Annotated in this window: 17 protein-coding genes; 13 read left to right on the forward strand and 4 right to left on the reverse strand. The window is 63.3% G+C overall.

The genetic code is table 11. The annotated features are described in order from the left end of the window. Positions 1 to 48: 48 nt before the first annotated feature. A complete protein-coding gene (locus tag QZV93_RS04810; RefSeq protein WP_295556431.1) occupies positions 49 to 990 on the reverse strand; it encodes a peptidylprolyl isomerase in 942 nt (313 codons plus the stop codon). A gap of 427 nt (positions 991 to 1,417) precedes the next feature. Between QZV93_RS04810 and secA the strand changes: the two genes are divergently transcribed. From secA to QZV93_RS04865, 11 genes are all read left to right on the forward strand, one after another. Continuing rightward, positions 1,418 to 4,456 carry a preprotein translocase subunit SecA gene (gene secA, locus QZV93_RS04815; RefSeq protein WP_295556432.1) on the forward strand — a complete coding sequence of 1,013 codons (3,039 nt, stop codon included), beginning with the start codon at positions 1,418 to 1,420 and terminating at the stop codon, positions 4,454 to 4,456. 506 nt (positions 4,457 to 4,962) lie between these two features. Beyond that, a complete protein-coding gene (locus tag QZV93_RS04820) occupies positions 4,963 to 5,145 on the forward strand; it encodes a Flp family type IVb pilin (protein ID WP_295556434.1) in 183 nt (60 codons plus the stop codon). A 194-nt stretch (positions 5,146 to 5,339) separates the two neighbouring features. Further along, positions 5,340 to 5,513 carry a Flp family type IVb pilin gene (locus tag QZV93_RS04825; RefSeq protein WP_295556436.1) on the forward strand — a complete coding sequence of 58 codons (174 nt, stop codon included), beginning with the start codon at positions 5,340 to 5,342 and terminating at the stop codon, positions 5,511 to 5,513. A 39-nt stretch (positions 5,514 to 5,552) separates the two neighbouring features. Next, a complete protein-coding gene (locus QZV93_RS04830; protein ID WP_295556438.1) occupies positions 5,553 to 6,053 on the forward strand; it encodes a prepilin peptidase in 501 nt (166 codons plus the stop codon). A gap of 103 nt (positions 6,054 to 6,156) precedes the next feature. Then, complete coding sequence (cpaB, locus tag QZV93_RS04835; RefSeq protein WP_295556439.1) at positions 6,157 to 6,957, forward strand: Flp pilus assembly protein CpaB; 801 nt, start codon at positions 6,157 to 6,159, stop codon at positions 6,955 to 6,957. A 39-nt stretch (positions 6,958 to 6,996) separates the two neighbouring features. Continuing rightward, complete coding sequence (locus tag QZV93_RS04840) at positions 6,997 to 8,634, forward strand: type II and III secretion system protein family protein (protein ID WP_295556442.1); 1,638 nt, start codon at positions 6,997 to 6,999, stop codon at positions 8,632 to 8,634. 19 nt (positions 8,635 to 8,653) lie between these two features. Next, positions 8,654 to 9,379, forward strand: a complete 726-nt coding sequence (locus QZV93_RS04845; protein ID WP_295556444.1) for a CpaD family pilus assembly protein — start codon at positions 8,654 to 8,656, stop codon at positions 9,377 to 9,379. A gap of 14 nt (positions 9,380 to 9,393) precedes the next feature. After that, positions 9,394 to 10,686, forward strand: coding sequence for an AAA family ATPase (locus QZV93_RS04850; RefSeq protein WP_295556446.1), 1,293 nt, complete (start codon positions 9,394 to 9,396; stop codon positions 10,684 to 10,686). Between the two features lie 10 nt (positions 10,687 to 10,696). Continuing rightward, positions 10,697 to 12,178, forward strand: a complete 1,482-nt coding sequence (locus QZV93_RS04855) for a CpaF family protein (RefSeq protein WP_295556448.1) — start codon at positions 10,697 to 10,699, stop codon at positions 12,176 to 12,178. Beyond that, the gene (locus QZV93_RS04860; protein WP_295556450.1) at positions 12,171 to 13,172 is read left to right on the forward strand and encodes a type II secretion system F family protein; all 1,002 of its coding nucleotides are present in this window, start codon (positions 12,171 to 12,173) and stop codon (positions 13,170 to 13,172) included. The genes QZV93_RS04855 and QZV93_RS04860 overlap by 8 nt, the downstream gene beginning before the upstream one ends. Positions 13,173 to 13,190: 18 nt before the next feature. Next, complete coding sequence (locus QZV93_RS04865; RefSeq protein ID WP_295556451.1) at positions 13,191 to 14,171, forward strand: type II secretion system F family protein; 981 nt, start codon at positions 13,191 to 13,193, stop codon at positions 14,169 to 14,171. Between the two features lie 136 nt (positions 14,172 to 14,307). On the opposite strand, the gene QZV93_RS04870 is transcribed toward QZV93_RS04865, so the two are convergent. Beyond that, positions 14,308 to 15,303: a tetratricopeptide repeat protein gene (locus QZV93_RS04870; protein WP_295556452.1), complete on the reverse strand. Its 996-nt coding sequence runs from the start codon at positions 15,301 to 15,303 to the stop codon at positions 14,308 to 14,310. Positions 15,304 to 15,410: 107 nt separating this feature from the next. After that, on the reverse strand, positions 15,411 to 16,160 hold the full coding sequence (locus tag QZV93_RS04875) for a glutathione S-transferase family protein (protein ID WP_295556515.1): 750 nt from the start codon (positions 16,158 to 16,160) through the stop codon (positions 15,411 to 15,413). 18 nt (positions 16,161 to 16,178) lie between these two features. Here QZV93_RS04875 and QZV93_RS04880 point away from each other — a divergent pair, with 18 nt between their 5' ends. Continuing rightward, on the forward strand, positions 16,179 to 17,630 hold the full coding sequence (locus QZV93_RS04880; protein WP_295556453.1) for a leucyl aminopeptidase family protein: 1,452 nt from the start codon (positions 16,179 to 16,181) through the stop codon (positions 17,628 to 17,630). After that, positions 17,627 to 18,559: an NlpC/P60 family protein gene (locus tag QZV93_RS04885; RefSeq protein ID WP_295556455.1), complete on the forward strand. Its 933-nt coding sequence runs from the start codon at positions 17,627 to 17,629 to the stop codon at positions 18,557 to 18,559. Before QZV93_RS04880 ends, QZV93_RS04885 begins: the two co-directional genes overlap by 4 nt. Here QZV93_RS04885 and QZV93_RS04890 read toward each other — a convergent pair. After that, a complete protein-coding gene (locus QZV93_RS04890; protein WP_295556456.1) occupies positions 18,556 to 19,008 on the reverse strand; it encodes a hypothetical protein in 453 nt (150 codons plus the stop codon). The two genes, QZV93_RS04885 and QZV93_RS04890, sit on opposite strands and share 4 nt — an antisense overlap. Positions 19,009 to 19,076 lie beyond the last annotated feature (68 nt).

Raw genomic sequence — 19,076 nt, forward strand, 5'->3', positions numbered from 1 at the left:
GAGAACCGCACGTCGTGCAACAGCCTTTTGGCGAGCGAAAAGTCAGGATTACTCTTTCTTCTCCGGCTGTTTCCCTTCAGCCTCCATCTTCTTGACCTGCTCGCCCAGCTGATCTTCCATCAGCTTCTTCTTGGCCGCCGCGAGGGCCGTCTCCTTGCGCACGTCCTCGGCGATCTGGGCATCGACATACTCGATCTTCGCCTTGGTCCTGAGATCGGTCGCCTCCTGCTGCCCCTTTTGCTGCACCATGCTGGAGACGATCTGCTCGCGCACTTCCTCGTAAGTCGGTAGCGGCTTCGTGCGGCGATCCTCGATCTTGATGATGTGCCAGCCGAACTTGCTCTGCACCGGCTTGGACACCTCGCCCTTCTTGAGGGCGAACGCAGCATCCTCGAACTCCTTCACCATTTGCCCCTTGGTGAAGTAGCCGAGCTTTCCGCCGTCCGCTTTCGAGCCCGGATCGCGCGAATAGTCCTGAGCCAGCTTGGCGAAGTCCTCGCCCTTGCCCACCTTCTCGAACACCTCTTTCGCCGTCACTTCCGTCTCGACCAGGATGTGACGCGCGTCGACCTCCTCCTCGGCCGGGATCATCTTGACCTTGTCGTCGTAGATCCCGCGCACCAGCGCATCGCTGATGGCGCCTTTGATGGAGCCCTCGTAATAGGCGTCGCGCTTGGCCCGCGTCTTCCAGTAGTCGAGCCGCTTCTCGAAATCGGGGCCGCTCGTGAGCTTTGCGGCATCGGCCGCTTCGGCAAAGAGGCGCATCTCGATCAGGAACTCGATCAGGATCCGCTTCTGCTTATCCGCCGGCAGCGACGCGATCTCGGGCCCGATCTCGGCCTCGGCGAGCTTGAGATCCGAGTCCTTGATCTCCTGGCCGTTGATCTTCGCCACCACCGTGTCTTCGGCCTGGGCAAGCCCGGACCCGGCAGAGAGCGCTGCCCCGACGATCACACATGCCGCAAAGCGGGCAACTCTGGCTCGTTTCACTGGACTTCTCCTGTTGGGTTCGATGGGCCCCGCGCGCAAAGAGACGCGAAAAGCGAGGCGAACGAAGGACGGGCCGGGGGCGGCGCGAAATTCGAGGCACTCCATAGACCACAGGCCGTTGCCGTGCCAAGTTAAGAATTGCAGAGACTTGCCCGCAATTTTCCAAGAAGTCGTCGTAATCACGGCCGAAAATCTCCCGAAGAGACCCCAAGAGATAGGCCGCGCACGCGTTGACAACTCCGGGCCGCAATCCTTATGTCTGCCCCCATGTGGCCGATCGGCCGGACTGGCGCTCCCGCGGCTCTCCAGTTCTTGGTGTGTGACCGCCGGACGCGACCTGGAGACCGAGCCAACCCACGGGGCCTGCTCGACGTTCCGGGCGCACCGCGCATATCCGCCAAGTCCATGATTTTGAGGAATTAACTTGATGCTCTCCCTTGGCTCCTTCGGCACGCTTGCATCTAAGATTTTCGGCTCGTCCAACGAGCGGCGTGTGCGGAGCTTCCGCTCCCGGGTCGACGCCATCAATGCCCTCGAGCCCGAAATCGAGAAGCTGACCGATGCCGAGCTCAGAGCCCGCACGCAAACCTTCCGCGAGCAGCACCGCGCCGGCACGCCCCTGAACGACCTTCTCGTCCCCGCCTTCGCGACCGTACGCGAGGCAGCCAAGCGCACGCTCGGCCAGCGCCACTTCGACGTGCAGCTGATCGGCGGCATGGTCTTGCACGAGGGCAATATCGCCGAGATGAAGACCGGCGAAGGCAAGACGCTGGTCGCCACCCTCGCCGTCTATCTGAACGCCATCGCCGACGCGGGCGTCCACGTCGTCACCGTCAACGACTACCTCGCCAAGCGCGACGCCGAATGGATGGGTCAGATCTACCGCTTCCTCGGCCTCACGGTGGATACCATCGTGCATGGCCTCGACGATACGCAACGCAAGGCGGCCTACGCCGCCGATGTCACCTACGCCACCAACAACGAGCTGGGCTTCGACTACCTGCGCGACAACATGAAGTTGCGCAAGGATGAGATGGTTCAGCGCGGCCATGCCTTTGCGATCGTCGACGAGGTCGACAGCATCCTGATCGACGAGGCACGCACGCCGCTCATTATCTCTGGTCCGCTCGAGGACCGCGCCGACCTCTACGTCGCCGTCGACGCGCTCGTGAAGGGTCTCGCCGCAGAGCACGACCGCATCGAAGCCAAGCTGGCCAAGTCGGTGCCAAAGGAGCTCCTCAAAGAGGAGCTCAAGATCCAGGGCTTGCTCGAGCTCGACGAAAAGCAGCGTCAGGTTTCGCTCAACGAAGCGGGCAACGAGCGCATGGAGCAGCTGCTCGCCGATGCGAAGCTGCTCACCGGTTCTCTCTACGATATCGAGAACGTATCCCTCGTTCACCACGTCAATCAGGCGCTCAAGGCTCACAAGCTTTTCCAGCGCGACAAGGATTACATCGTCAAGGCCGGCGAGGTGATCATCATCGACGAGTTCACCGGTCGCATGATGCCGGGGCGGCGTTATTCGGAAGGCCTGCATCAGGCGCTCGAGGCCAAGGAGCACGTCGAGATCCAGCCTGAGAACCAAACCCTGGCCTCGATCACGTTCCAGAACTACTTCCGCCTCTACAAGAAGCTTGCCGGCATGACCGGCACGGCGCTCACGGAAGCTTCCGAGTTCATGGACATCTACGGCCTCGACGTCATCGAGATCCCGACCAACCTCAAGATTTCCCGCCTCGACGACGATGACGAGATCTACCGCACGCAAAAGGAAAAGCTCGCCGCCATCGTCACCACCATCGCCGACTGCGCGCGCCGTGGTCAGCCGATCCTCGTCGGCACCACGTCGATCGAGAAATCCGAGCAGCTGTCCGAGCTCCTGAAGGACAAGAAGTACATCGAGGACCTCGGCAAGTCGCTGCTGGCCCAGGCGGAGAAACTGAAAGACGCCAAGGACGGCAAGACATCGGCCGAAAGCGAGCTCAAGGCTTACTTCAACGACATCGGCGCCTATCTGATCCAGATTGGCTCCGCCAAGGGCAAGGACGACCCGCTCCCGCATCAGGTGCTGAACGCGCGCTACCACGAGCAGGAGGCCGGCATCATCGCCCAGGCCGGCAAGCCTGGCGCCGTCACGATCGCCACCAACATGGCCGGCCGCGGCACCGACATTCAGCTCGGCGGCAACGTCGAGTACCAGCTGCGCGACTGGATTGCCGAGGAAACCGCTGCGGGCAACCCGCCGTCCGAGAAAGCCATCGAGAAGCAGCGTGCCGACATCCAGGCGACGGTGGGTGAAAAGAAGAAAGTCGCGCTCGAGGCAGGCGGCCTTTACGTGCTCGCCACCGAGCGCCACGAAAGCCGTCGCATCGACAACCAGCTCCGTGGCCGCTCCGGCCGCCAGGGCGATCCCGGCCGCTCCAAGTTCTATCTCGCGCTCGACGACGACCTGATGCGCATCTTCGGCTCCGACCGAATGGACAGCGTCTTGAAGACGCTTGGCCTCCAGGAGGGCGAGGCGATCACCCACCCCTGGATGAACAAGAGCCTCGAGATGGCTCAGAAGAAGGTCGAGGCACGCAACTTCGACATCCGCAAGCAGATCCTGAAGTACGACGACGTGATGAACGACCAGCGCAAGGTCATCTTCGACCAGCGCAAGGACATCATGGCGGAGGATGACGTCTCGGAGACCGTGACGGAGCTGCGCCACCAGGTCCTGAGCGACCTCGTCTCACGCTTCATTCCCGAGCGCGCCTACGCCGAGCAATGGAACATGACCGGCCTCAAGGAGGCCGTGCAGGCGATCTTCGGCCTCGATCTGCCGCTCGAGGACTGGGGCGCAGAGGAAGGCATCGCCGACGAAGAGATTCTGGAGCGCCTCAAGGCGGCCGTCGACGAGAAGGCTGCCGCCAAGGCCGCCGACATCGGCCCCGACACCTACCGCCAGATCGAAAAGATGGTCCTGCTCCAGACCCTCGACCACCTCTGGCGCGAGCACCTGGTAACCCTCGAGCATCTGCGCCAGGTGATCGGCTTCCGCGCCTACGGCCAGCGCGACCCGCTCAACGAGTATAAGAGCGAGTCCTTCGTCCTGTTCGAGAGCATGCTGGCGCGCCTGCGCGAGGCCACCACGGGTCAGCTCATGCACGTCGAGCTCGCGCCTCCGGGAGAGCAACCGCCGGAGCTCGAGGAGCAGGAGCTTCCGGAGATGCATGCGCATCACATCGATCCCACCACCGGGCGCGATGAGTTCCAGGAAGAGCTTGCCATGGTCGATGCGGCCATCGCTGCTCGCGGCCGTGGAACCCAGACGCCCGAGAAGCGGGCGCCGCTTCAAACGCGCAAAGCCGCGAACGCCATCGACCCCAGCGAGCCCGCCACCTGGGGCAAAGTCTCGCGGAACGCAACGTGCCCGTGCGGCTCCGGCAAGAAGTACAAGCACTGCCACGGCAAGTACGAGTAGCCGTCCAGACACCCGAGCACGACCTTTAGGACCGTTCGGATTGGCCGAAAAGCCGGTCTCGCCCTCTTGCGACTAGTAAACATCGATCAGTTGCAACAGAAACATTGAGCCCGCGACCATGGCATTGCCGAAGAACCCGTAGGGGGTCGAGCAACCGAGTCTCCCGTGCCCCACGGTGTTGACGGGAGACAATTGCTAATTTCGGCGCGAAACTGAAGAATAAATCCGAAACAACGAATTATTAAGCACGTCGAAACGCGGAAATTGGCGTATAAAAATATATTACTGAGAAACTTACCAAGGATATGCACGATATATACTTCGCTTGATCTCTATGTTAGCAAAATTTATCGTCGATATTAACTTGTTAAGAACGATTGTTCATCTAGAGCTTCATCGCTTTTACAGCGCTTTAACGTTTGGGGCGTAGTCTGCTCTCAGTTCAGACGCGACTGGCGAGTCCACGCGCAGGAACTAAACAAGAGTCACATGGGAGTTTGAGAGTCATGACGAACCTTTTCTCGCGCTTTGTGAAGGACGAGTCGGGCGCTACCGCGATCGAGTACGGCCTCATTGCTGCTATCGTCGGCGTCGGCATCATCGCTGCGCTCGGCACCCTGAAGGATGGCCTCGATGACATCTTCGGCGGCATCGGCGGCAAGCTGAGCACCGAGGCTGGCGGCCTCTAAGTCGCCCGTGCGTCTGACGGCGCACATCGCGATCTGACAACGGAAGCCACCAGGGGAAGATCTTCTGGTGGCTTTCTTTTTTTTGGGAGCCGCGCCTCCCGACGCGCACGATGCGACGCGAAACAGCTCATTAACGTAGTACTGGTAGGATCGCGCTCAATGCAATCTGGGGTTTCACAAGGGGATGTGACGCGATGAGCAGGATCTTAAAGAACTTCAGGCACAACGAGAGTGGCGCGACGGCTGTCGAATACGCCCTCATCGGCGTCATTGTCGGGATCGGCATCATCGGAGCGCTGCACAGCGTCGGCACCAATCTTCAAGCCATCCTTGAGGGTGTGGGCACCTATCTCACGACGCAGACCTGATCCGCCCAAGCGGAAGACCATAACCGAGTGGCAGTAGCGATGTTCGAGTATGCAATCCTTCTCGTCTTCCCCGCGGTCATGGCGTTCGGCGCCGCCATGGACCTGCTGACGATGACGATTTCGAACCGCATTACTGTCGGCCTCGCTGCATCCTTCTTCGTCGCGGCGCTCCTGTCGGGATTGCCGGCAACCGACATTATGATGCACGTCGGGGCCGGTGCTCTCATCCTCGCAGCCGGGATCGTCCTGTTCGCGGTTGGCGGGTTCGGCGGCGGAGACGCCAAGCTGCTGGCGGCGGGCGCGCTCTGGATCGGGTTTGACGGGCTCGTCGCCTACCTGGTCCAGGTGACTCTCTTCGGCGGCCTTCTCGCGCTCGTCATCTTGGCCTATCGCAACTATCCGGCAGACGCCTTCGAGCTGCCCGACTGGGCCGCCCGCCTGCACAAGCGCAACTCCGGCATTCCCTACGGTATAGCCATTGCGGCCTCCGCCCTCGCGGTCTACCCGCACACGGCTCTGTTCTCCGCAAGCATCGGTTGAGCCAATTCGGAGCAGAAATTAACGGCGCATTGACGTTTGTCCTTCAATCTTTGGCCTAGGGCAAAGAGTTCGGCCACAAAGGCCGTATGGGACAACGCGCGCTATGAAACGGCCTCAGCTTCTTGGATTGGCCATTGCAGTATCGGCCGGCGTCTTGGCGTTCGTCATGGTGCGCGGCATGGTCAACAAGCCGCCGATCGAGAAGACCGTCGAGGTCAAGGTAAAGTCGAGCGAGGTGCTGGTCGCCCGCACCGACATCGGCCTCGGCCAGATCACCAACGATAGCCTCTTTCGCTGGCAGTCGTGGCCCACCGAAACGGTGACGGCCGGCTTCATCACGCGCGCCGACCGGCCCGACGCCATGACCCAACTGTCGGGCTCCATCGCACGCGCGCCTCTCATCGCCGGAGAGCCCGTGACCGAGACCAAGCTCGTGCGCGCCGGCCAGGGCGGCGTGCTCGCCGCCATCCTGCCCGCCGGCATGCGCGCCATCTCGACCAAGATCAGGGAAGAGACGGCCGTCGGCAATCTCATCCTGCCCAACGATCGCGTCGACGTGATTTTGATCCGCCGCGTGCGCGGCAAGACCGGCGAGGAATACGTCAGCGATCTCCTGTTCGGCAACGTGCGCGTCCTAGCGATCGGCCAGCAGATCGAAAACAAGGAAGGTCGCAAGACGACGGATGGAGCCGCGTCCACGGCGACGCTGGAGCTGACGGCGCGCCAGTCCGAGTTGCTCGCGCTCGCCAACTCGATGGGCGAGATCAGCCTCTCGCTGCGCTCGATCGCCGATCTCGACGTCAATCAAGGACCGACGGCGGGTGTAGATCCGTCGGTCAAGCAAAGCACGGCAATCCGCGTTCTGCGTTACGGCACGGCTTCACGCGCGTACGGCGTAAACTGAGTAATCCTCGAGTTTGGTCCGCTAGAAGGCCTGTTGATAATGCGAAAGAATTTGACATCGGCCGCCGCCCTGTGCGCGGCCCTCATCGCCTGCTTGGGCTTTGGTGCGCCGGTGCGCGCCGAGCCCGATGGCGCTTCCGTCATGCGCATCAGCGCACGAGGTGACGCAACCCAGTCCCGCTCCATCGCGCTCGGCGCCGGCAAATCCATGCTGGTCGAGTTCGACTTCGAGCTGCGCGACGTTCTCGTCTCGGATCCCAAGAGCGTCGACGCCATCGTGCAGACGTCGAACCGCGTGTTCCTGATCGCAAAAAAGCCGGGCCAGACGAACGCATTCTTCTTCGACTCCCACGGCCAGCAGATCCTGACACTGGACATCACCGTCGGTGCCGACGTGCGCGGCCTCGAGACGCTGCTGACGCGCCTGATCCCGGGCTCGAATATTCGCGTCGAGATGGCAGGCAAGTCCATCGTCCTCATCGGCACCGTGCGCACCCCCGTGGATTCGAACCGCGCCACTGACATCGCGCGCGCATTCGCGGCATCGAACAGCAGCGGCTTCTCGTCCGAGGGAGCCAGCCAGCAGGCCGCGAGCTCGAGCGGCAGCATGACCATCATCAATTCGAGCGACAAGACGCAGGGCTCAGACGCGGGCGGCGGCGGCGAGCAGTCGAAAGCCGTCATCAACCTCCTCGGTGTCGAAGGCGAGGAGCAGGTCATGCTCCGCGTCACTGTGGCCGAGGTCCAGCGCGAGCTGTTGAAGCAGTTCGGCATCAACCTCGCGGCCAGCGTCAATGCCGGCAACTTCACGTGGAACCTTCTGACTGCCAATGCACTGCCGCTGACCACCGCCGCTGGTCTTGGCCAGCTTCCCGTCCCCGGCTTTGACCCCGACCTGAGCAAAGTCGGCGAGAATGCCTGCGCCGGCACCACGTGCTTCTATAACGAAGGCCCGACATCGAACACCTTCGGCAACTCCGGTACGACGTCAGGCTGGACCGGCAGCGACGGCCGCATTCAGAAGGCTATGCGCGCGCTCGAGCGCGACGGCCTCGTCCGCACGCTGGCCGAGCCGAACCTGACGGCCATCTCCGGTGAGTCGGCGAAGTTCCTCGCCGGCGGTGAGTACCCGATCCCTGTCAAGGACTCGAACGGCCAGACGTCGATCACCTACAAGGAGTTCGGCGTCGGCGTCTCCTTCACGCCGATCGTGCTTTCGGAAGGACGCATCAGCCTCAAGATCGAGAGCGAGGTGAGCGAGCTTTCCAACGCCGGCGCCATCGTGCTCGACTCGACGTCGATCCCCGCGCTGAAGAAGCGTCAGGCGAACTCCACCGTCGAACTCCCGTCCGGCGGCTCCATCGCGCTGGCCGGCCTGATCTCCGACGACGTGCGCCAGAACATCGACGGCTTCCCGGGTCTCAAGGACGTACCCGTTCTTGGTACGCTCTTCCGCAGCCGTGACTTCCAGAAGCGCGAGACCGAGCTCGTCGTCATCGTCACGCCCTACCTCGTGAAACCCGTCGCTCCCAAGGATTTGGCCAAGCCCCTCGACGGCCTCGCCGAGTCGACCGACAGGAAGGCGAACTTCATGGGGCATCTCAACCGCATTTACGGCACCGAAAGCGCCGCGCCCGTGGGAGATCTCAAGGGCGACTACGGCTTCATCGTTGAATAGTCAGGCAGGAAACGCAATCATGAAGACCGATCCCGCATCCCTGCCTGCAACACATGGCCCGGCACGGCTGGTGCTCGCGTGCGTCGCGGTCCTTGCCACGAGCCTCGGAGGTTGCCGGAACGACTTCACCGGCCCACAGGTCGCCGGCTGGTCCATGGTCGGTGCTACGGAACGCCATCCTATCATCGTCTCGCAGCAACCGCAGACGATGCAAATCCATGTCCCGGCATCCACCCGTGGCCTCTCACCCCGCCAGCGCGCCGACGTGCTCGAGTTTGCCGACCGCTCCCGCGCCAGCGATGCCGGCAACAGCCGGTTGGTCATCCAGGCACCGGGCGGCGGCGCCAACGAGGTTGCGGCCATGCACGCAGTCGGCGAGATCCGCCAGATCCTGGGCGATATGGGCTTCCCCGAGTCCTCGATCGCCGTCGAAGCCTACCACGCCGACGGAGGCAACTCGCCGGTGCGCGTCTCCTATCTGCGCTACGTCGCCGAGGCTCCGACGTGCGGCTACTGGCCAACCAACCTCGCCGAGCAGCGCGACAACGGAAATTACCCGAACTTCGGTTGCGCAAATCAGCACAATCTCGCGGTCATGGTGGCCAATCCGGCGGATCTGGTTGGACCGCGCACGGAGAGCGACCGCCCGGGCGAACGCCGCGACGTTGTGTGGGACAGGTACGTCAAAGGCAAACCGACTGCCGCCGAAAAGACCGAAGACGAAAAGACGAAGATTGCGAAGTGACGATAGGCCTGACCATGTCCAAACCGCTGCCAATTTCGGGTTCCGAGAGCTTCGAAGCGTCCGACGATCAAGCGACGGATGGATCGTCCTTGAGCGACCGGGCGCGCCCGCTGCCTAGGATCTCGATTCAGGCCTTCTGCGAGTCGTCGGAGCTCGCTGAGGCTATCCAGGCCGCATCCGAGGATCGGCGCCTGAGCAAGGCGCACATCACCATTCAGATGGGCGGCGGCGCGGCGGCGATTGCCCACTATCAGGAAAGCCCGACACCCAATCTCATCATCCTCGAATCGCATGCACCTCACGCCCAACTCGTTGCCGAGCTCGAAGAGCTGGCGCACAGCTGCGATCCCGGAACCAAGGTCGTGATCATCGGCAAGGCGAACGACGTCGTTCTCTACCGCGATCTCATGCGCCGCGGCATCTCCGAATACCTGGTCGGTCCGGTTTCGCCGTTCGAACTCATGGAGTGCCTGTCCGGACTCTATAACAATCCGGAATCGGATCCAGTCGGCCAGGTCTTCGCCTTCATCGGCGCCAAGGGCGGCGTCGGCTCATCGACGATCTGTCACAACGTGGCCTGGACCCTGTCGGAAGTCCTGTCGGCAAACATGGTCATTGCCGACATGGATCTTGCGTTCGGCACCACCGGTCTCGACTTCAACCAGGATCCGATTCAGGGCATCGCCGACGCCCTGCAAAACCCGGATCGCCTGGACGAAGTGCTGCTCGACCGCTTGCTGACGACCTGCTCGAAGCACCTGTCGATCTTTGCCGCCCCCGTCGTTCTCGATCGCGACTACGAGATGTCCCCGGAAGGGTGCGAGACCGTGATCGACGTCGTGCGCCAGAACGTCCCGTTCGTGGCAGTCGATCTGCCGCACGCTTGGGCGCCATGGACCAAGCGGCTTCTGCTGCAAGCGGATGAGATCGTCATCACCGCCATGCCCGATCTCGCCAACCTCCGCAACGCCAAGAACATCGTCGACCTCGTGAAGCAGACGCGCAAGAACGACGCCGCGCCTCACCTCGTCCTCAACATGGCGAACATGCAGAAGCGACCCGAGATCTCACCAAAAGACTTTGAAGGCGCGCTCGATCTCAAGACGCTCGCTGTCATCGACTTCGATTGCGAGAACTTCGGACAGGCCGCCAACAACGGCCAGATGATCGAGGAGTTCAACGCAAAGGCCAAGTCGACGCAGGCGTTCCGCGATATCGCCATGGCCCTTGCGCACCGCAAGGAGATCAAGACTGAGAAGAAGTCGGCGTTCGCGCCGATCCTCGAGAAACTCAAGCTCAAGCGTTGAGGGGCGTACGATGTTCGGCCGGCGTACCAACGATCCTGGACAGCAGCGGCGAGTGCCACAGAACCCAGCGGGATCTCCCGCCGCGGCGCCGCCTCCGGCTGCCGCGCCTGCGAAAGTAGCGCCGCCCCCCGTGGCCGCACCCCCGCGCGCAGAGCCGGTCGAGGCACAACGCAACCACTCCGAGGAATACTACGACGTCAAGACGACGGTCTTCAACGCGCTGATCGATACCATCGACTTGACGCAGCTCGCCAAGCTCGACTCCGCGGCCGCGCGCGAGGAAATTCGCGACATCGTCAGCGAGATCATCCAGGTCAAGAACGTCGTCATGTCGATCGCCGAGCAGGAAGAGCTGCTCGAGGACATCTGCAACGACGTGCTTGGCTACGGCCCCCTCGAGCCGCTGCTCGCACGCGACGACATCGCCGACATCATGGTCAACGGCGCATCGACGACCTTCATCGAAGTCAACGGCAAGTCCCAGAAGACGGGCGTGCGTTTCGCCGACAACCAGCAGCTGATGAACATCTGCCAGCGCATCGTGAGCCAGGTCGGCCGCCGCGTTGACGAGAGCAGTCCCATATGCGACGCGCGTTTGCCCGACGGATCGCGTGTCAATGTCATCGCACCTCCGCTCGCCATCGACGGACCGGCTCTCACCATCCGCAAATTCAAGAAGGACCGTCTGACACTCGAACAACTCGCCAAGTTCGGAGCTATCACACCCCAGGCCAAGACCATCCTCGAGGTGATCGGCCGCGTACGTTGCAACGTCTTGATCTCCGGCGGCACGGGCTCCGGCAAGACGACGCTCCTCAACTGCCTGACGGGTTGCATCGATCACGACGAGCGCATCATCACCTGCGAAGACTCGGCCGAGCTCCAGCTTCAGCAGCCGCACGTCGTGCGTCTCGAAACACGCCCGCCCAATCTTGAGGGCGAGGGCGAGATCACGATGCGTGACTTGGTCAAGAACTGCCTGCGTATGCGTCCCGAGCGGATCATCGTCGGCGAGGTTCGCGGACCCGAGGCATTCGACCTGCTTCAGGCGATGAACACCGGCCACGATGGCTCGATGGGCACGCTGCACTCCAACAGCCCGCGCGAGGCACTGAGCCGTCTGGAAAGCATGATCATGATGGGTGGCTTTGCCCTGCCCATCAAGACGATCCGCGAGATGATCGTCGGCTCCATCGACGTCATCGTCCAGGCCGCGCGCCTCCGCGATGGCTCGCGCAAGATCACGTACATCACCGAGGTTACCGGGATGGAAGACGAGATCATCACGCTCCAGAACCTGATCGTTTACGAGATCACGGGCGAGGACGCCAACGGCAAGCTCATCGGCCGGCACCGCTCGACGGGCATCGCCCGCCCCGCGTTCTGGGAACGTGCCCAGTACTACAAGGAGGAAGGCAGGCTCGCTGCCGCGCTCGCCGCCGCCGAAGTGCTGGATAACAACGGCAACCCGATGGGCGAAGGCCATGTCTGAAGCTGACCTGATGCCGATTCTGACCGCGTTGGTTGCGGCCGTTGCCATTGCTGCGACGGCCTATGCCTTCATGTATCCGTACATCTCTTCCGATCGCATGAAGGACAAGCGCGTCGCCACCGTGAGCGAATCGCGCAGCAAGAAGATTGCAACCCAGTCCGCCGCAGAGCTTGCCGCCAACCGCAAAAAGCAGGTCGCGGATAGCCTGAAGGACATGGAGAACCGTCAGAAGTCGCGCGAGAAGATTTCCCTTCGCCTCCGCCTCGAGCGGGCGGGCCTCGAGATCGAGCCCAGAACCTACTGGATTGCCAGCGCGGCCTCGGCCGTTGTGTGCGCTTTTTTAGCCGAGATGTTCGCACCACGCGCCATGGCGCCCATGCTCATGATCGTCGCGCTCGTCGTCGGCGGCTTTGGCCTGCCGCGCTTTTTCTTGTCCAAGCGGACGGCGAAAAGACAGAAGAAGTTTCTCACCGAGCTACCCAACGCCATCGATGTCATCGTGCGCGGCATCAAGTCGGGTCTGCCGTTGAACGAGTGTTTGGGCGTGATCGCCAAGGAGAGCCTGGAACCGGTTGCCGGCGAGTTCCGCGACGTCATCGAGCAGCAGCGCGTCGGCGTCTCCCTCGGCGAAGCGCTCGACCGTCTGACGCGCCGCATGCCCCTTCCGGAGGTGAAGTTTCTAGCCATTGTCGTCGCCATCCAGCAGCAATCCGGCGGCAACCTCGCGGAAGCTCTCGCAAACCTCTCAACCGTGCTGCGCGATCGCTTCAAGATGGGCATGAAGGTCAAGGCGCTCGCCGCCGAGGCCAAGTCCTCCGCCATGATTCTCGCTTCGCTCCCTCCGGGTGTGATGCTGATGGTGCACACGTCGTCACCGGAATACATCGCCCCCTTGTTCACCACCCGCACGGGCAATCTGTTCATCCTGGTCGGCCTGTTCTGGATGTCGATGGGCATCCTCGTCATGCGCAAGATGATCAATTTCAAGTTCTAGTCTCCGAAAGATGCCGTCATGCAAGATATCATCGACACCCTGATATCCCCGCCGTTTCTGGCGACGATGCTGGCGGCTGTCTCGGCGTTCGCGACCATTCTCGCCGTGGTCATGCCGATCTTGGCACGCGATCAGATGAACCAGCGCATGCGCGTCATGGCGCTCGAGCGCGACAAGCTGCGCTCCCAGCGCCTGTCCGAGTTCGGCAAGGAGCAGCGCGGGGGCAAGGCCAAGCTGAGGCAAACGCCAAAAGGCTTCATGCAGCGTATCGTCGACCGGCTCGACCTGCGCAAGCAGTACGACAACGAAGAGCTGCGCAACAAGCTCAAGATGGCTGGTCTGCGCGGCGAAGCCCCGCTTGTCGCCTTCATGTTCTTCCGCGTCGCGGCGCCGCCCCTCTCGTTCCTCGCCGCGCTCTTCTACTTTTTCGTCCTGTCCGACATGCAGGCGTCCACCGGCATGAAGATGCTCTACTCGGTCTTGGCCGCGGGAGCTGGCTACTATCTGCCGAACGTCTTCATCCAGAACCTGGCACAGAAGCGCCAGCAGGCTATCAAGATCGCCTTTCCCGAGTCGCTCGATATGCTGCTGATCTGCGTCCAGTCGGGCATGTCGGTGGAAGCCTCCTTCGGCAAGGTGGCGAAGGAGATCGCCAACCAGAGCGTCGAGCTCGCTGAGGAAATGTCGCTGACGACCGCGGAACTCTCCTACCTGCCTGACCGCCGCATGGCGTTCGAGAACCTGGCCAAACGCACGGCGCTCCCGACCGTCAAAGCCGTCACCACCGCACTGATCCAGGCCGAGCGCTACGGCACCCCGGTTGGCCAGGCGCTGCGCGTGATGGCGAAGGAAATCCGTGACGCACGCATGTCGGAGGCGGAGAAGAAGGCTGCGGCCCTGCCGCCAAAGCTTACGGTGCCGATGATCCTTTTCTTCCTGCCCGTCCTCTTCCTCGTGATCCTCGGCCCGGCCGCCATCATATTTTGGAAGTTCCAGTAAGCGCGCCGCTGCAAGCCCGCTCCCGGCTCGCCCGAGCCATCCGGAAAACCGGGACGTGCAAGCTCCCTTGAGCGACACGAAAAGGCCTGCCCCCGCGCGCACGGGGAGCAGGCCACAATGTTCATGAGATGCTCGGCTAGTCCGCGCTGAACAGGCTCGCGGCGCGGCTATCGTGCGTCGAAGCGCTGGAACCCGTCTCCATCGTGCTCGACCGCAGTCCATGCGCGGACGCAGGCACGGCCTCTTGCGGCGGCGCCTCGGCCACGGCCGGCGCCCAGGTTGCCGCTGCCGGCGGCTCGCCCGGCCACACGGCCGGTATGGATTTCGGCGAAGAGGCCTTCGCGTCGAGCTTGACCATCTTCTTCAGGAGCGCCGTATTGGCCTCGGCATCCGAAGCCGCAAGATCGACCGAGCCGACCTGGGTCGCTTCGGTGTATTTGCCCTGCAGCCCCAGCACCAGCGCAAGATTCTGCCGCACCTTGGCGTTCTCGGCGCCGCTCGACGAAGCCTGGCGCAGAAGCTGCTCGCCCCGCTCCGGATCGCCGCTCATCGTGTAGGCGAGAGCAAGATTGTTGAGCACCGAGGGATGAGTCGGATTGAGAGCCTGCGCACGCTCGTAGAAGCCGATCGCCTCGCGATAGCTCCCTTCCTTTGCCAGCGCGGTCCCGCGCGCAAGAATGATGCGCCAATCGGGCTTTGCGGGATCGTCCGCCACCTCGAGCACCTTTTTGGCGACGCTGACTTGATCGAGCTCCAGTGCGAGCCGCCCATAGTCGGCGGCAAGCTCACGGTTCGTGCTGTAGATGAGAGAAGCCTGCTGCAGCACCGCAAGCGCCTCGCGCTTTTGCCCCAGCGTTCTGAGGTTCTGTGCGTAGGCCAGCGCCGCCTGCAGATCCCTCGGGTTCTTCGTATAAATCTTGCTCCAATACTCGGCCGCCTGGCGCGGATCGGTCGGCGCCGCATCCTTGGCGGCCTGCTCGGCCGATTCGGGGGTGATCGAGGAAAAGAGTCCGGAGCTGGCATCTCCACCCACCTGGGCGCAGGCACCGAGCAACAGGCTCGCCGTCAGCGCGGCCAGGAGACCGAGAGGTCGGCCCGTCTTGACTGAGGGCGACTCGACGTCGGTGGCCATGAAAGTCTCCACTGCTCTTTGGTTAGGGAGCGCATGAGCGGATGCCCAGCCCTCCGTCACTTTCTGATACAGCGGTCAACAAAGCCTTAATGAAGAGCAACGTTCCGTTAACGGGTGGCCATCTCTTCTTTTGCTCCTTGCGCCCAAACCTCCATGGACGGCAGGGCGAACAGGGCATCGATATAGGCGGCAGCCGTGCCGTCATCTCCGTAGGCACCGAGATCTCCGACATGGGTCCGGAACCGCGAGGCGACCGGCGCGTACATCGCGTCCGCGATGGAGAACGTAGAGAACAGGAACGGGCCAGTCCCACCGAAGCGGCGCCGGCAATCCTTCCACAGTTCGACGATCCGGCGGATGTTGGCTTGTACAGGCTCGGAATGCTCGGTCTTCGGCTCCACGGTCAGGAACTTCATCGGGCAATGCTCCCGCAGGGGCTGGAAGCCGGAATGCATCTCGGCGCTCGCGGCGCGCGCAACCGCCCGGGCGTCGCTGTCGGATGGCCACAAGCCCTTCTCCGGATGCCGCTCGGCAAGAAACTCGAGGATGGCGAAACTGTCCCAGATCAGGAGGTCTCCGACCCACAGCACGGGCACCTTGCCCGCTGGAGAATGGGCAAGAATCTGCTCTGTTTTGTCGGCGTCCCGAAGATTGATTCGCACTTCCTCGAAAGGAATACCGGCCTCTTTCAAGGCCAGCCACGGCCGGAGGCTCCAGCTCGACGTATGCTTGTTGCCGATCACGAGTCGGTAGCCTTCGCCTGCCATGCTGCACGCACCCCCTGCTGATTGTGTTTCCCTGCGCGGGAACCGATAATGCACGATCATCGGAGGCCCGGCCAAGCGGCCAATTTTCACCAAACCAAAGATTTCTTCATGACCGAAACAACGACTGCGACCAATACGTTCTCCCCGACGGCCGTACTAGCTCCCCACGACGCCACGGAACCGAGCATACCGATCTGGCTCACACCCGATACCGAGCCCCTCCCGCGCGGCGACGGCCTCGACTCCACCGCCAAGCGCTGGCTCGAGGCAACGCGCTTCACCAGCGCCGCCAGGAAGCAGGCCATCGTTCCCGGTCCGGGAGGCATCATCGGCGGCGTGGTCTTCGGACTGGGAAATGGCGCCGCCGGCGACCCGTCAGGCCCTTCCGAGCTCTTGATCGGACAGCTCGCATCGAGCCTCCCCGCGGGGCTCTATCACCTCGCCGACGAGACGCCGCACCCGGCCCTCGCAGCCATCGCCTGGGGCCTCGGAGCCTATCGCTTCCGCCGCTACAAGAGCACGCCCAGCGACGTCGCCCCGCCACGCCTCAAGCTTCCTCGCGGCCTCGACTATCGGGCCATCGTCGATCAGGTGGGCGCCGTGTGGAAAGGCCGCGATCTGATCAACACCCCGGCTTCCGATCTCGCGCCCGAGGATCTCGAGCAAGCGGCCGTGCAGCTCGCGCGCACTCACGGCGCATCCATCGAAACGACGGTCGGCGACGAGCTTCTCGCTAAAGGTTTCCGCATGATCCACGCCGTCGGCCGGGCAAGCCCTCGTGCACCACGGCTGATCGATCTGCGCTGGCGGAAGCCTGGCGGCGCCAAGGATGCGCCGACGCTCACGCTCGTCGGCAAGGGCATCACCTTCGATACTGGCGGTCTCGATCTCAAACCCGCCAGCGCAATGCTGCTGATGAAAAAGGATATGGGCGGCGCAGCTGCGGCCCTGACACTGGCCGAGCTGATCATGAGCGGCGGCCTCGACGTTCGCCTGCGCCTCCTCATTGCCGCCGCCGAGAACAGCGTGTCCGGCGACGCCTTCCGCCCCGGCGACGTGTTGCTGAGCCGTGCCGGCAAGACGGTCGAAATCGGCAATACGGATGCCGAGGGACGACTTGTCCTGGCCGATGCACTTTCTCTGGCCGACGAGGAAAGCCCCGAAACCACGCTGGTGTTCGCGACCCTCACCGGCGCCGCACGAACCGCCCTCGGCCCCGATCTTCCGGCATTCTTCTGCAACGACGACACCTTCGCGGCAAATCTCGTGGCCGAGGCGGCGGCGGTCGGCGATCCCGTCTGGCGCATGCCGTTCTGGCCGGGATACGAACGTCATCTCGAAAGCGAGGTGGCCGACATGAACAACGTCTACGAGTCCCCGTTCGCGGGGGCCATCACCGCGGCACTGTTCCTCAAGCGCTTCGTGAAGAACACGCGCCGCTTTGCCCATTTCGATCTCTACGGTTGGCGCCCGGCGCCGCGACCGCTGGGCCCGAAGGGTGGCGAGCCGCAGACGGCGCGCGCCATCTTCTCGCTTCTCTGCAAGGAGCTTTCGGCATGACCGACGAGAAGCCGGACGCTGAAGCGAGCGCGGCAGCCGGCGCCGCCACGCCACCGCCGCTGCCGCAGCCTTCCCTCGACCCGCGCCGCCACGCCGTGCGCCCGGATCTCGCCGCACTCGCACTGCGCGGCCAGGTGGTAGCCCCACGCTACGCGCCGGGAATAATCCGCCAGATCGCGCGCCCCGCCGTGCCGATGCGCCGCGAGCCGAACCCCACGCTGGGCTTGGAAAACGAGGTTCTCTACGGCGAGCTGGTCAAGGTCTACGAGGAGGCGGAGGGCTGGGCCTGGGTGCAGCTCGAGCGCGACCGCTACGTCGGCTACATTCCTGCAGCCGCTCTCACCGGCGAGGTCATGCCGCCGACCCACCGCGTGAAGGCGCTCGGCACGTTCGTCTATCCGGCGCCCGACATCAAAACTCCGCCCATCATGCATCTCCCCCTCAATGCCGACGTACGCGTCGCCGAATGGGAGGAGCGCTTCTGCCGGCTCGAGCGGGGCGGCTTCATTGTCACGCGGCACCTCATCGAGCGCGACCGTCACGAACGCGACTTCGTCGACATCGCCGAGCGCTTGATCGGCTCGCCCTACCTCTGGGGCGGGCGCACGCGCATCGGCGTCGATTGCTCCGGTCTCGTCCAGATCGCGCTCGAAGCGGCTGGCATCCCGGCCCCGCGCGACAGCGACATGCAGGCGTCCGAGCTTGGCGCGCCGATCCCCGTCCCGCCGGACCTGGAAGGCTTACAGCGCGGCGATCTCGTGTTCTGGAAAGGCCACGTCGGCGTCATGTCGGACGCGCTGATGCTCGTGCACGCCAACGCCCATTACATGGCCGTCGCCGCCGAGACCCTGCCCGAAGCGGCAGCCCGCATCGCGAAGGATGGCTCGCCGATCATCGCCATCCGGCGTATCGCGCCGAAAGGGACTTAAAGCCGCCGCCGGTAAGGAAGGAAATGGCGGTCGCGGCGCTCGACGCTGCCATCGGCCTCTTCGCCGCCACGCCACAGCAGCTCAGGCCCCAGCAGAACCAGCGTCTCGACGCCCTGATGCGCACCCGTCGCCGCGCTCGACCATCGGCGCTGGATCACGTGCCCGTCCGCAATCTGCTCGAGCAGCTGCACGAGCTGATCGAGACTCTGAAGCGCGTGATTTTCGTATGTTTCTCCGGCGATGGAGATATCGAAGCGCCCGCTTTGCCTCAACGCAATCGCAACCGGACAAGCGGCGGCCAGATGCGGCTCGATGGACAGCAGCCAGCTCTCGCCATCCCGCGCTTCGAGCGCGCGCGCCACGTCACTGATCGTCGGCACCCAATAGCGGATCTGCTCGATCGTCGCTTCGACTGAGGGCCCGCGAAAACCCTCTGGCGTGATGCTCATCTGGAAATACCGGCACGAGGAGGGAGGATCGCCTCAGGATGTCGCAAAAGCCCTCGGCGCTCAAGGCC

Source organism: uncultured Hyphomicrobium sp., from assembly GCF_902826555.1.
GTDB lineage: Bacteria > Pseudomonadota > Alphaproteobacteria > Rhizobiales > Hyphomicrobiaceae > Hyphomicrobium_C.

Coding starts and splice junctions, on each gene's coding strand:
- QZV93_RS04880 (WP_295556453.1), top strand. CDS start 16,179: ATGACCGAAACAACGACTGCGACCAATACGTTCTCCCCGACGGCCGTA.
- QZV93_RS04860 (WP_295556450.1), top strand. CDS start 12,171: ATGTCTGAAGCTGACCTGATGCCGATTCTGACCGCGTTGGTTGCGGCC.
- QZV93_RS04840 (WP_295556442.1), top strand. CDS start 6,997: ATGCGAAAGAATTTGACATCGGCCGCCGCCCTGTGCGCGGCCCTCATC.
- QZV93_RS04855 (WP_295556448.1), top strand. CDS start 10,697: ATGTTCGGCCGGCGTACCAACGATCCTGGACAGCAGCGGCGAGTGCCA.
- QZV93_RS04830 (WP_295556438.1), top strand. CDS start 5,553: ATGTTCGAGTATGCAATCCTTCTCGTCTTCCCCGCGGTCATGGCGTTC.
- QZV93_RS04885 (WP_295556455.1), top strand. CDS start 17,627: ATGACCGACGAGAAGCCGGACGCTGAAGCGAGCGCGGCAGCCGGCGCC.
- QZV93_RS04825 (WP_295556436.1), top strand. CDS start 5,340: ATGAGCAGGATCTTAAAGAACTTCAGGCACAACGAGAGTGGCGCGACG.
- secA (WP_295556432.1), top strand. CDS start 1,418: ATGCTCTCCCTTGGCTCCTTCGGCACGCTTGCATCTAAGATTTTCGGC.
- cpaB (WP_295556439.1), top strand. CDS start 6,157: ATGAAACGGCCTCAGCTTCTTGGATTGGCCATTGCAGTATCGGCCGGC.
- QZV93_RS04820 (WP_295556434.1), top strand. CDS start 4,963: ATGACGAACCTTTTCTCGCGCTTTGTGAAGGACGAGTCGGGCGCTACC.
- QZV93_RS04845 (WP_295556444.1), top strand. CDS start 8,654: ATGAAGACCGATCCCGCATCCCTGCCTGCAACACATGGCCCGGCACGG.
- QZV93_RS04865 (WP_295556451.1), top strand. CDS start 13,191: ATGCAAGATATCATCGACACCCTGATATCCCCGCCGTTTCTGGCGACG.
- QZV93_RS04850 (WP_295556446.1), top strand. CDS start 9,394: ATGTCCAAACCGCTGCCAATTTCGGGTTCCGAGAGCTTCGAAGCGTCC.
- QZV93_RS04870 (WP_295556452.1), bottom strand. CDS start 15,303: ATGGCCACCGACGTCGAGTCGCCCTCAGTCAAGACGGGCCGACCTCTC.
- QZV93_RS04890 (WP_295556456.1), bottom strand. CDS start 19,008: ATGAGCATCACGCCAGAGGGTTTTCGCGGGCCCTCAGTCGAAGCGACG.